The sequence below is a fragment of the Seonamhaeicola sp. S2-3 genome, from assembly GCF_001971785.1.
Taxonomy (GTDB): domain Bacteria; phylum Bacteroidota; class Bacteroidia; order Flavobacteriales; family Flavobacteriaceae; genus Seonamhaeicola.
Window position 1 is genome coordinate 2,718,099 of the sequence record NZ_CP019389.1, and the last position, 12,517, is coordinate 2,730,615.

Annotated in this window: 12 protein-coding genes; 4 read left to right on the forward strand and 8 right to left on the reverse strand. The window is 31.0% G+C overall.

What is annotated here, in order from left to right; genetic code table 11:
* Positions 1-483: 483 nt before the first annotated feature.
* Positions 484-1,260, forward strand: coding sequence for a transposase (locus BWZ22_RS11755; RefSeq protein WP_157607955.1), 777 nt, complete (start codon positions 484-486; stop codon positions 1,258-1,260).
* Positions 1,261-1,402: 142 nt separating this feature from the next.
* On the opposite strand, the gene BWZ22_RS17095 is transcribed toward BWZ22_RS11755, so the two are convergent.
* The 3 genes from BWZ22_RS17095 to pepT all read right to left on the reverse strand — a co-directional run bounded on the left by BWZ22_RS17095 (position 1,403) and on the right by pepT (position 3,149).
* Complete coding sequence (locus BWZ22_RS17095) at positions 1,403-1,456, reverse strand: hypothetical protein (protein ID WP_371326828.1); 54 nt, start codon at positions 1,454-1,456, stop codon at positions 1,403-1,405.
* Positions 1,457-1,537: 81 nt separating this feature from the next.
* Positions 1,538-1,681: a hypothetical protein gene (locus tag BWZ22_RS16780; RefSeq protein ID WP_198027608.1), complete on the reverse strand. Its 144-nt coding sequence runs from the start codon at positions 1,679-1,681 to the stop codon at positions 1,538-1,540.
* Positions 1,682-1,910: 229 nt separating this feature from the next.
* On the reverse strand, positions 1,911-3,149 hold the full coding sequence (gene pepT, locus BWZ22_RS11760) for a peptidase T (protein WP_076700208.1): 1,239 nt from the start codon (positions 3,147-3,149) through the stop codon (positions 1,911-1,913).
* Positions 3,150-3,271: 122 nt separating this feature from the next.
* Here pepT and BWZ22_RS11765 point away from each other — a divergent pair, with 122 nt between their 5' ends.
* A complete protein-coding gene (locus BWZ22_RS11765; protein WP_076700209.1) occupies positions 3,272-4,306 on the forward strand; it encodes a quinone-dependent dihydroorotate dehydrogenase in 1,035 nt (344 codons plus the stop codon).
* On the opposite strand, the gene BWZ22_RS11770 is transcribed toward BWZ22_RS11765, so the two are convergent.
* From BWZ22_RS11770 to BWZ22_RS11790, 5 genes are all read right to left on the reverse strand, one after another.
* Positions 4,299-5,645, reverse strand: coding sequence for a T9SS type A sorting domain-containing protein (locus BWZ22_RS11770; RefSeq protein WP_076700211.1), 1,347 nt, complete (start codon positions 5,643-5,645; stop codon positions 4,299-4,301). The two genes, BWZ22_RS11765 and BWZ22_RS11770, sit on opposite strands and share 8 nt — an antisense overlap.
* 230 nt (positions 5,646-5,875) lie before the next feature.
* Positions 5,876-6,727, reverse strand: coding sequence for an IS3 family transposase (locus BWZ22_RS11775; RefSeq protein WP_076697792.1), 852 nt, complete (start codon positions 6,725-6,727; stop codon positions 5,876-5,878).
* Positions 6,727-7,098, reverse strand: a complete 372-nt coding sequence (locus BWZ22_RS11780) for a transposase (RefSeq protein ID WP_076697791.1) — start codon at positions 7,096-7,098, stop codon at positions 6,727-6,729. Before BWZ22_RS11780 ends, BWZ22_RS11775 begins: the two co-directional genes overlap by 1 nt.
* Before the next feature lie 22 nt (positions 7,099-7,120).
* Positions 7,121-7,528: a hypothetical protein gene (locus tag BWZ22_RS11785; RefSeq protein WP_076700212.1), complete on the reverse strand. Its 408-nt coding sequence runs from the start codon at positions 7,526-7,528 to the stop codon at positions 7,121-7,123.
* 95 nt (positions 7,529-7,623) lie between these two features.
* Positions 7,624-8,544, reverse strand: coding sequence for a spondin domain-containing protein (locus tag BWZ22_RS11790; RefSeq protein WP_076700214.1), 921 nt, complete (start codon positions 8,542-8,544; stop codon positions 7,624-7,626).
* Between the two features lie 97 nt (positions 8,545-8,641).
* Here BWZ22_RS11790 and BWZ22_RS11795 point away from each other — a divergent pair, with 97 nt between their 5' ends.
* The gene (locus BWZ22_RS11795; protein ID WP_076700215.1) at positions 8,642-9,505 is read left to right on the forward strand and encodes a hydroxymethylglutaryl-CoA lyase; all 864 of its coding nucleotides are present in this window, start codon (positions 8,642-8,644) and stop codon (positions 9,503-9,505) included.
* A gap of 198 nt (positions 9,506-9,703) precedes the next feature.
* On the forward strand, positions 9,704-12,466 hold the full coding sequence (locus tag BWZ22_RS11800) for an outer membrane beta-barrel protein (RefSeq protein ID WP_076700217.1): 2,763 nt from the start codon (positions 9,704-9,706) through the stop codon (positions 12,464-12,466).
* Positions 12,467-12,517 lie beyond the last annotated feature (51 nt).

Consider the following 12,517-nt stretch of genomic DNA (forward strand, 5'->3'; position numbering starts at 1 on the left):
TTAAACCCGTAAAATACTTCCATCAAAAGACTTCGACATAAAGTTGGATCAACCCCAAAAGTTGTGTGTGAATAAAGATAGTTTTAGTTTTGAAGTTTTAAAATTATTGCATTGGAACTTAGCTTAGACCTATTAAAACTGTTTTTACCTGAATTCTTAATTGACAACTTCGATTTAGTGAAACACACTAAAACTAACGAAATTCTTCATTTGTATTTTCAAGAGAAAAAACCATTCCCAATGAGTTTGATAAGCAAATAGTCATTGCTCATGGTTTTCACAAAGAAATAACAGTACAAGATTTTCCCATTAGAGGAAATACAGTATACCTACATATAAAACGTAGAAGATGGCTCAATAAAAACAACCAACAAATTGTACAAAGAGACTGGAATCTAGTAGCTAAGGGAACTCGTATGACTACCGAATTCGCTGCTTTTTTAAAAGAAATTAATAGATACCAAGGCTAATAATTGTCATACCATAGCAGAATTCTACAATCTTAATGGCAAAAAACTACAAAGGCAATATAGAGACTATTTAAGTGAATTCAAACAATGGAAACAGAAGTCTCATGCTAAGCAATATCTCATCTATCCCCAAAACATAGGTAAATATCTTTCTATTGATGAAACAGCACTTTCCAAAGGAGAACTATACACCATTATTACCAACAAAAAAGCTAAAGGTAAAAAAGGCGCTATTGTAGCCATATGTGCAGGAACTAAAATAGAACCTATTATTGAACAACTACTTAAAATCCCTTCTAAAACCAGAAATAAAGTCAAGGAAATAACACTAGATATGGCAAACTCTATGAAAACAATTGCCAGAGTTTGTTTTCCAAAAGCAACACAAGTAGCCGATAGGTTCCATGTACAAAAACTGGCTCTTGAAGCTTTACAAGATATTAGAATCAAACATAGATGGGAAGCTATTGATCAAGAAAACAACTCGATAAAACTAGCTAAAGAAAAACAACATGAATTTTCTCCTGAAATATTTGATAATGGTGATACTAGAAAACAATTACTTGCCAGAAGTAGATACCTACTTTACAAAGCTCCTTCTGATTGGACTCAAAATCAACACCTCAGAAATATATTCAACCAAGCTAAATCAATAGAAATAGCCTACACAAAATTGGCGCAATGGTACAACCAAGTAGAAAATTCAGGTTTTAAAGCTTTCAGAAGTCAATTTAGGAGTGTGAAAAATGTAGAATTCTTTCTCTTTAGATTAACTACAATTTTTGCTTAAAACGCAACTTTTGGTCATGATCCCATAAAAGCATTGCAGAGAATGAATGATTATGTTTAATCTTAATAATCAAATAATTAAAAAACAAAAAAAAGGTGTTTCTTTTCTGAAACACCTTTTTTTTGTTTTTAAAAGATATATATTATTTCTTTCTTAATTTTCTTACCCCAAAAACAGTAGCTCCTAAAAGTAATATACCTAAACCTCCATCTAATGGAACACTCTTACCGTGTCCACCATGTCAGTGTCCATGTCCACCAGAACCAATCCAATTACCTCAATTCCACCACCAACCCCAAGTCAGAGCATAAGTGTTAGTTGATGACAACATAGTTAAAGAAGTATTGTTAATAGCAGTTGTTGATATGCTATTTGTAGCACTAGCACTTGTAGACAATACAAATACAAATATAACTGCCACTGTTTTTAATGTTTTAAAAAAATGTTACTCTTCATTGTTTTATTGATTATTAGTTATTAATAGCTCTGTATAAATAAGTAAATTGTATATAGACTCATCATTTTTTCGATGAAACAGTTTTTTTTGGTTAAAAAAAATAGGTTGTTTGTTTTTTTTTGAATTAAGTCGGGTTTATAATGTGTTTCACCGATAGTGTAATTTTCTTTAAACACTTTGCATTTAAAAATTATTATTTTTTTAAAGCTGTCAATTCTGCAATTTTACAAATTACCTCTGTAGCTTTTATCATACTTTCTACAGGTGCGTATTCGTATCTACCATGAAAGTTATGTCCGCCAGCAAAAATATTTGGGCAAGGTAAGCCCATATAACTTAGTTGAGACCCATCGGTTCCTCCACGGATAGCTTTTATTAAAGGCTCTATACCTACTTGTTTCATAGCTTCTTCAGCAATATCAACAATATGCATTACAGGTTCAATTTTTTCACGCATGTTGAAATACTGATCTTTAATTTCGGTTTTAATAGTGTCACTTCCATATTGCGCGTTTAACTCATTGGTTAGTTTTAATAAGACTTCTTTTCTAGCATCGAAGTGTTGACGGTCATGATCTCTTATGATATACTCTAAAACGGTTTCATCTACACTACCATTCATGTTATGTAAATGGAAAAAGCCTTGGTAGCCATCAGTATGTTCTGGGGTTTCCATTTTAGGTAAAGAGTTTATAAATTCTGTAGCGATATACATTGAGTTTATCATTTTACCTTTAGCGTATCCTGGGTGCACTATTTTACCTTTAATTTTAACAACTGCAGAGGCTGCATTAAAGTTTTCGTATTCTAATTCGCCAATTTGACTACCATCCATAGTATATGCCCAATCTGCTCCAAATTTTTCAACATCAAATTTATGGGCTCCTCTACCTATTTCTTCATCGGGGGTAAAACCAACTCTAATTTTTCCGTGCTTAATTTCTGGATGATTAATTAAGTATTCCATAGCACTTACAATCTCGCAAATTCCTGCTTTATCATCGGCTCCCAAAAGGGTAGTACCATCAGTAGTAATAAGCGTTTGCCCTATATAAAGTTTTAGGTCTTCAAAATAGTTTGGAGATAGTACAATTCCCTGTTCTTTGTTAAGTAAAATATCGCCACCTAAATAATTTTCATGAATTTGAGGCTTAATATTAGCACCTGTAAAATCTGGCGATGTGTCAAAATGAGCAATAAAACCAATAGTTGGCACTTCAAAATTTACATTACTAGGTAGGGTTGCCATAATGTAGGCGTTATCATCAATAGAAACATCTTCCATACCAATGGTTTTCAATTCTTCAGCAAGTTTATTTGCTAAATCCCATTGTTTCTCTGTACTAGGTGTTGTTTGAGAGTTTGGATCAGATTCTGTGTCAATAGTTACATAGCTTACAAAGCGTTTTATTATGTGTTCTTTTGATATCATTTTTTAGGATAAATTTTGTGTAAATAAAAAAGATAAATGTTACCTAAGAAAGGTATTTCAAAAGTACAATTATTAATTTTTTATTTAGATTATTTAGGAGTATTTTTGCATAAATAAAACAGATGTACAAACTACTGCTTCGCCCAATTTTCTTTTTATTTGATCCTGAAAAAATACATCATTTTACATTTTCTTTAATAAAGCTAACTTCTAAAATACCTGGTTTTTCGGCATTATTTAAAAGTTTATATACCATTGAAGATAAACGGCTAGAACGACACGTATTTGGTTTAACCTTTAAAAATCCGGTAGGTTTGGCCGCAGGGTTTGATAAAAATGCGGTTTTATATAATGAATTAGCAAATTTTGGATTTGGGTTTATTGAAATAGGGACTGTAACCCCCAAAGGGCAACCCGGAAACCCCAAAAAACGCCTGTTTAGACTTAAAGACGACCAAGGAATTATTAACCGAATGGGCTTTAATAACGAAGGACTTAAAGCTGCTATTGAACAACTTAAGAAAAATAAAGGAAAACTTATTATTGGGGGGAATATTGGCAAAAATACAGCTACCAAACCAGAAGACTATACTGCTGATTATTTAGCTTGTTTTAACGCTTTACATCCTTTTGTTGATTATTTTGTTTTAAATGTAAGTTGCCCTAACGTAGGAAGTCATGCAAAACTTAATGATAAAGATTATTTAGAAGAATTAATAAACGAAGTTAAAAAGGCTAATACTGCTTTTAAAACAGAAAAGCCAATTCTATTAAAAATAGCTCCAGATTTAAATAATGGCCAGTTAGATGAAATTATAGAACTGGTAAAAAATACAGATTTAGATGGGGTTATAGCTAGTAATACATCGGTTGATAGAACAGGTTTAAAAGCTTCTAAAGAAACATTGGAAGCCATTGGTAATGGCGGTTTAAGCGGACAACCCATAAAAGAGAAAAGCACCAAAGTCATTAAATATTTGGCAGAAAACAGTAATAAAGCTTTCCCGATAATTGGAGTTGGGGGGATTCATTCTGCAAAAGATGCCATTGAAAAAATTGAAGCTGGAGCCGATTTGGTTCAAGTTTACACAGGGTTTATTTATGAAGGTCCTAGCTTAATAAAAGCCATCAATAAAGCCATACTTAAAACTACTTAATAAAACGCTTTGCTACTTTAGAATTTTTGCCCAAAACGGTTAATAGGTAAGTTCCGCTTGATAGGTTACTAACATTAATAGGTTCATTTGTAACTACACCCGAAGCAAATCTTTGTCCCATCATATTTGATATTTCATAAACTAAGTTTTCTTGTTTATCGTTATTAGTTTTTACAAATAATATATTATTTTGTACTGGGTTAGGGTATAGTTTAACAGAATTGTCAGAAATGGGTGTAATTATTGTTTTTAAGAAAATATCATCAATAGCAATATCTCCTTTCCAACCGTTGCCTCTAATGGCTCTAAATCTAATATTTATGGTTTCTCCTAAATATGATGATAAGTTGATGTTTTTAGTTAGAAAAGCATCAGTTTGGTTTGTTTGTTGTTGCCCAATTAAAGGTGCAATAACATCATTAATATAACCATTACTGGTTTTTATATCTACGTGTAGTTCACCAATATTTTTTCCAAACATGTGGTAGGCAAATTCAATTTCAGAGTTTTCATAAATCACATCTATACAAGGTGAAATAAATTCTGCAACATCTCCTAGGTTTCCGTTAGAAGCTTCGGTGTAAATATAATTTCCTAAAATACTATTATTAGTATTGTCATGGGTAGGACCTGTTTCTTCTGATGAGGTTTCTCCATGATTAATTAACCAATTAAAGCCAGTATTAGATACATCGTTATTTGTCCAACCATTGTTATTAGCAACATCAAATTCATCAAAATTTTCATCAAATAAAGGTTCTGTTGTCACTCCAACTTTAATAAGGTTAGTGTATGTTTTACTTATAGAATTAGATTTGTTAGAAACGGTTAATGTAACATCATAAATGCCAGAGCTAAAGTTATGCGTTGGGTTTTGGGTAGTGTAATCTATAACACCATCAGAGTTTATATCCCATTCCCATTTAGTGATGTTATTGCAGGTGCTATTAAATTTTACAAGTAAATTATCATTACAGGTTTGACTAACATCCACACTAAAATTGGCATTAAAAGAAGGACATGCCAAATAATTTTTTTGTGTGATATAAAACGCATACATACGTGCCAGTTGTTGTTCAGAAAAATGCGTTCTACAAGCTTTATAGGCGTAAGACATAATGTTGCCCGTATCTGGGGTAAAGGCTTGTCCATTAGCATCGGTTTCAGTGCCAATATATTGGCAAAAGTTATTTACATTTTCACAAGTAAGTTTTGGGTCTGCTGGTGTATCACATATGCCGTCACCATCGGTATCACAATTACTACCATCAACTAACTCTGTGGTAAGGGTATTATTATCAGGGCCGTGTGTGTGTATTAATGAGAAAAAATGACCCATTTCATGAGCAAGAGAAGAAGGGTTTGTAGCACAACTATTTTTAATTACAATAAAATCCTTATTTCTTTTATTATTACTGTAGCCGCAAATTTCTTCGTCGTCAGTGTTTTCTAAATATTCTGTAAAGTAAATGTTTATTACATTAGGAACATTGATTTCATCTATTAAATCACCTTCATTTCCTTTTTTATTGTCTTGTCCTGAAATATGGCTACAGGTTAAAATAGAATTTACGCTGATAATTGATATACCATATTCGGTGTTTTGCAGTCTAAAGATAAGTGTAATCTTACTTCGTTGTATAAATTAATTGCATTTTTTGCAGCTCTCTTAGCATGAGCCACATTATCAAAGGTTTGGTCTAGATAAAATTCATCTTTTAAGATACCGTTTACACGTTCTGCCATGGCATTTTCATAACAATGATTTTCTTCTGTCATACTAATATCTATCTTTTTTCTCTTAAGTATTTGCGTGTAAACATTGCTACAATACTGTATTCCTCTATCTGAATGATGAATAAGTTGTTTAATGTCTTTAGCTTGATAAATAGCTTTATTTAACGCTCTTACACAACCTTTTAATTCCAGACTATCACTAAGATCATATCCAACAATTTTGCGAGAGTACATATCTGTTATTAAAGCCAAGTAGCAAAAACCTTTTATGGTTCTAATATAAGTTATGTCACTAACCCAAACTTGGTTTGGTCTGGTAACATCTATGTTCTTTATCAGGTTGTTATATTTATAAAAGCGATGATAAGAATTGGTTGTTCTGGCACTAGTTTTCTTTCTAAGAGTAAGCATATTGTGTTTTCTAAGGACGTTAAATAAGGTGTCTCTCCCGACTTTAAGATTGGCTTTAGTAAACTCATCATCTAAAGATTTTATGAGTTTCCGTACACCTTCTCTAGGAAGGGATTTACGTTTTTTACTGACTATGTTAATAATCTGTTGTTCTAGTTTTAAACGCTTATCAGCTCTAGATTTGTATTTATAATACGCATCACGTTTAAGACCAAAACAATGGCTTATAGTTGTTAAAGAGGCAAATCCCTTAGATTTTTCTTTAGCTATGATTAAGGCTTTATGCTTAACTTTTTTTTTAGTTCAGCCACAGATTTATAGCCTAGATCCTCAGCTGCTACTTCTAGGTAAGAATCTAATACCAAGGCATCGAGATCTTTTTTAAGCAACAGTTTTTTAAGCTGTTCTATTTCTTTTTGGAGTGCTTTAATTCGTGATATTTCGTCTTTGGTTTCCACTTTTACTCTGGTGTTCATTAAATCTTTACGATTATACTTTTTAATCCACTCATTGACTGTTGTAGGAGCAATAGAGTAGAGTTTACAAAGTTCGCTCTTTGTGTGTTTACCTTTACTAAGTTCATCTAGAATTTTTAGTTTAAAGGGTTCTGAATACCGTCTGATTACTTTGTCATTTTTGTACATAATGTTTAAAATTATGTAGCCTTTATTCAGGACGGGTCATATAATGGCATAACGTATCGCTATTAATGTAGTTAATGTCATTACAAAGAAAAAAGTTTAAATAGGCATCTGCAAATTGTTCATTAAGGTTACTTATGGCTCTATTTAAGTCTGATTCACAAATTCCGCCCGAGCCATTAGAATGTCTAATAACGTGTGCTTTTATTGGAATGGAATTAACTATTTTAATACTAGACTTATTAGTTTTATTTGATAAAAATTTTTGTTCAAAAGGAACTAATTGAGGTTTAATAGTATTTAATAAAGCTATTTCTTCTAATGAAAACTCATTACCGCAGTAAGTGGTGTTATTTTGAGAAGATAAAATACCTGTTGATAATAAAAATATCAACACGGGAAAATAAACATTCTTGTAGGCAAATAATTTCATTGGGGCGAAATATTTACTCAAATGTATACCTTATAAAAAAAGATAACTAATAAAACCGTTTAAGCGTAAGATTTTATGGATATATTAAATTTAGGTTAATTAATAATCAGTTTTTTGGTTAAACTTTTATTGTCTTTTGTGTTTAGTTTTACTAAGTAAAAGCCTGTATTTAAATTTGATACGTTAATTTTTAAAGGGTGTTGGCTTTCTTTAATTATGATGTTTTTATTAAGATTTCCAATTACGTTGTAAATTTCTATAGTCTTCAATTTAATATGTTTTGGAGTAGTTACCGTAATATTATCCTGTGCAGGATTTGGGTAAATTTCAGCATCGTTTAAATTAAATTCCACATTATTTAAAACTGATTTTAAGGTTATTGTAATGGAGCCTATTTTTTTATTATTAAAAGGCGTTGTGTTTATTAAGCCAGTGATAACATTTTTTGGGGTGGTATCAGGATTGGTAGTAGAATATCCAGAACCCTCTTCAGTACCCGCATCATACGGAAATAAATCTATTGAAGCAGAAGTAACCCATGTACCACCATTTCTTAAATCAAAGCTATTAAGTGTAATAAACCAATCTGGAGTTGGAGCTATCATAGAAATAAGTGTAAGCAAAGGGTAATTTTCATTTACTTGTAAATTATTAATGGTTACAGTGCCTTTAGCAGCATTTAAATCACCACCATTAATAAATTGGTCTGCATTTGGGTTTAATGTAACTTCAGTTTCAAAAGATGTATAATCTCCGGTTTCGGCAACAGATTCTACTCCGGCAGTAGCTATTTGTCCAATTTCTAAAAAGGTATTATTGGTAGCATGTGTAGCACCTACTAAAGTAGACCAATGGGCATTATTGGGTAAATTAATGGTACTACATCCATGTATTGGGTCGTTTGTTACAGAATCCCAAATACTTTCAAAAACAATATCATATGAAGCAACACTTTGGCTGAACAAAAAATTGAAACTTAAAGCGGAAAATATTAGAACCAAAGTAATTTTTTTCATGACATTTATTGTTCATTTGCTCATATTAAAGTCTCTATAATTATAATTGCCTTACAAAAAATTAGTAGTATTTTTAACCTTGAAATTTAATTAACCAATGCCAGAACAGATTAAAATAATAGAATGCCCTCGTGATGCTATGCAAGGAATAAAACAGTTTATTCCAACAGCTAAAAAAGTACAATTCATTCAGGCATTATTACGTGTTGGCTTTGATACCATAGATTTTGGCAGTTTTGTTTCGCCCAAGGCTATTCCGCAAATGGTAGATACGGCAGAGGTTTTATCGCAATTAGATTTAAGTAAAACCACTAGCAAATTACTAGCTATAGTAGCCAATGTTAGAGGCGCTGAAAATGCTTGTAAGCATTCTGAAATAAATTATTTAGGATATCCGTTTTCTATTTCAGAAAATTTTCAAATGCGTAATACTCATAAAACCATTGCACAATCTGTTGATATATTAAATAACATTTTGGAGTTGGCCTATAAATCTAACAAAGAAGTTGTTGTTTATATTTCTATGGGGTTTGGAAATCCTTACGGCGACCCTTGGAATGTTGATATAGTAGGAGAGTGGACCGAAAAACTAAACAAAATGGGAGTTAAAATTCTATCATTAAGTGATACTATTGGCACTTCAACTCCAGAAAGTATAACCTATTTGTTTTCAAATTTAATTCCAAAATACACAAATATAGAATTTGGTGCTCATTTGCATACTACACCAAGTACATGGCACGAAAAGGTTGATGCTGCTTTTAATGCAGGATGTAAACGTTTTGATGGTGCCATACAGGGCTTTGGCGGATGCCCTATGGCTAAAGATGAACTTACAGGTAATATGCCAACAGAAAAGTTGCTTTCTTATTTTACAGCTAAACACCTTAATTCCTTAAATGCACTTAGTTTTGAAAGTGCTTATAACGAGGCTTCTAAGATTTTTAATATTTACTTCTAGTTTTAGGTGTGTTTCATATGTATAAAGTAAAAATAGAGGTGTATAGTTATGTTATTAAGCTTTAAAAACACGTGTTTTCTAGTTTTTATTAATAATCATTTAAAGGCAATTGTTAAATAAAACCTAAAGTTTAAAATCTATTAAACCATCAATATCTGTTTTAGTCTAATATTGCAACTAACTTAAACTATATTTAGATTGAAAACATTACTACCACTACTGTTTCTATTATTTTCAGTATCAATATTTGCTCAAAGATTTACCCTAGAAGGTATTGTAAAAGATAAAAATGACATTACTTTAGAAGCCGCAACAGTTTATTTACAAGACGTTAAAGATAGTGTTGTTGTAGCCTACGGAATTACCAATAAAGATGGTAAATTTTCTATAAGAGTAAATGCCGAAACATCTTCTTCAATTTTATTTAATATTGGGTATTTAGGCTATAAACCATACTCTAAAGAAATACAAGTTCCTAAAACAGATATATTAGATGTTGGATTTATTATTCTAGAAGAAGAAATAGAACAACTAAATTCCATTTCAATTATAGCAAGAACGCCTCCTGTAGTTATAAAAAAAGATACCATAGAATATAATGCCGATAGTTTTAAAACTTTACCTAATGATAGAGCAGAAGATTTATTAAAAAAATTACCAGGAGTAGAAATTGATACAGATGGTAATATAACCGTTAATGGTATTGAAGTAGAGGCTGTTAATGTAGATGGTATGCGCTTTTTTGGTGAAAAAAGTGGAGATATAGCCTTAAAAAACTTACCAAGTAATGTGATTAGTAAAGTACAGGTAACCGATTATAAAACCGATAGGCAAAAATTTACTGGCGAAGAATCTGATTCTGGAACTAAAGAAATTAATTTAAAAATTAAAAAAGGTAAGAATACTGCTTTTTTTGGTGATGTTAATCTTGGTTATGGAACCGATGAAAAATACCAAGCCAACGCAAATTTATTTCAGTTAATTTCAGGTAAACAAATAGGTTTAATTTCAGGCACTAATAATATTAATATGAAAAGAGGCTTTAATGCCTTACCAAATGCACGTTCTAGCAAAGGCTATATAGAATCAGATTTTTTAGGTGCCAATTACTCTAAAGGTAAATGGAATGAAACCAGAGTAAACGGTAATTATAACTTTAATGCTAATAATGAAGACCATGAAAGCAGAAGGTATAGAGAAAACTTTTTACCCGATTTAAATTATATAACAGAAACAGAAAGTAACAGTAGTAGTGATACCGATAGCCATAACGGAAGAATGGATGTACAACTAATAATTCCATCAAAAAATAAACTATCAAGAGCTAGAGTACGATTGTCAAATGATTTTGAGTTTAATAGTAGTACATCTGATAATTTTTCGCAATCTAGTACAACTTCAAAATCTGTTGATGATGATTTAATAAGCGATTACTTTTCAAATAGTACATCAACATCTACAAACAACCAATTTAAAAATAGTTTTAGAGTTACTTCAAGCTCAGGTAAAGGAATTGATTTTTTTAGTGTTGCATTAAACACAACATTTAATAACTCTAATTCTGAAGCTAATAACTTTTCAGAAAATGTTCTGTATGAAAAAGATGAAACCATTACACAAGATCAAATTCAAGATACAGACAATCTTAACTCTAATATAAATTTAAATGCTATTTGGGTAAAAGAATTATTTCCTAATTTCAGGATAATGCCAAAGTATAACGCTACGGTAAACCATAATAAAAACGAAAAATACGTTTATGATTTTGATGAAGATGATGCCGATTATACTAGTTTTAATGATGTGCAAAGTTTTGAAAGTAAATACATTACAACAACTTTAAAACCAGCTTTAAGGCTAAGGTATGAATACAAAGATATACGCTTTGAGGTAGAAGGGGCTTACACCAATACATACAGAAAATTTACTGATGAGTTAATTAATGAACGTAATTTCAATGCAGATTTTGATTTTTTCACCTATTCAGGAAGAATACGTTATAGAGATAAAAATGGGTATAAAAGAATAGATTTAAGGTATGGACAAAGTGTAGATTTACCATCTTCATCCCAACTGCAACCCGTTGAAGATGTTAGTAATATTACCCACATTAAAGTTGGGAATCCTTTGTTAAACCCAGAAGTAAATCATTCTTTAAGATTTGAGTACCAAAATAATTTAGCGTATAATAACATTAATATAACTGGTAGTGCCAAAGCAGATTTTGTTAATGATAAAATAATTAATTCTACATTAACTAATGAAGATTTAATAAAGTACACTACTTATACCAATATTGATGGCGATTATTCTTTATCTGGAAATACAGCAATTTCTAAATCTTATTACAGTAAAAAAACAAACCTCAATTTAAATTTCAGATTTTCTGCTAGCTATAAAAACAACATCTCTTTACAAAATGGAGTAAAATTTACAGCTAAAAATACCACTTTAAAACCATCGTTTTCTTTTAGATATGCCTATGATAGTAAATTAGATTTAACAGCCACTTATAGCTATTCTACAAACCACACAATTTTTGATACAGATGCCTTTAGCGATACAGATTATTTTGTTCAAAATTTAAGATTTGAAGCCTCGGTATTTTTCTTAAAAAATGCATTTTTCTCAAATAAAGTAGCCTATAACTATAACAGTAGGGTTGGTGATGAATTTGATGGAGATGCCGTATTTTGGAATGCAGGTTTAGGAGTACAACTATGGAATAATAAAGCTACATTAACTCTTGTTGGGTATGATATTTTAGATATGAATAATGGCTTTAGTAGATCTGTTACAGAAACCTATATTCAAGACATTGAAAACAAAATTTTAAAGCAATATTTCATGGCAACTTTTGTTTACAAGTTTGGTAGAATTGCAGGTCAAAACATGAACATAAGAAGCGATAGAGGCAGCCGTAGAGGAGGTTATGGAGGGCGTTCTGGTCGTGGTAGATAATTACATTTGCTTCTTTTAATTTTATAATTAAATGTTAAATAAGAGTTAAGT

Excerpts from the sequence above, each read along its gene's own strand:
- BWZ22_RS11780 (WP_076697791.1), bottom strand. The coding sequence starts at position 7,098 with ATGTACAAAAATGACAAAGTAATCAGACGGTATTCAGAACCCTTTAAA.
- BWZ22_RS11765 (WP_076700209.1), top strand. The coding sequence starts at position 3,272 with ATGTACAAACTACTGCTTCGCCCAATTTTCTTTTTATTTGATCCTGAA.
- BWZ22_RS11770 (WP_076700211.1), bottom strand. The coding sequence starts at position 5,645 with ATGGGTCATTTTTTCTCATTAATACACACACACGGCCCTGATAATAAT.
- BWZ22_RS11785 (WP_076700212.1), bottom strand. The coding sequence starts at position 7,528 with ATGAAATTATTTGCCTACAAGAATGTTTATTTTCCCGTGTTGATATTT.
- BWZ22_RS11790 (WP_076700214.1), bottom strand. The coding sequence starts at position 8,544 with ATGAAAAAAATTACTTTGGTTCTAATATTTTCCGCTTTAAGTTTCAAT.
- pepT (WP_076700208.1), bottom strand. The coding sequence starts at position 3,149 with ATGATATCAAAAGAACACATAATAAAACGCTTTGTAAGCTATGTAACT.
- BWZ22_RS11795 (WP_076700215.1), top strand. The coding sequence starts at position 8,642 with ATGCCAGAACAGATTAAAATAATAGAATGCCCTCGTGATGCTATGCAA.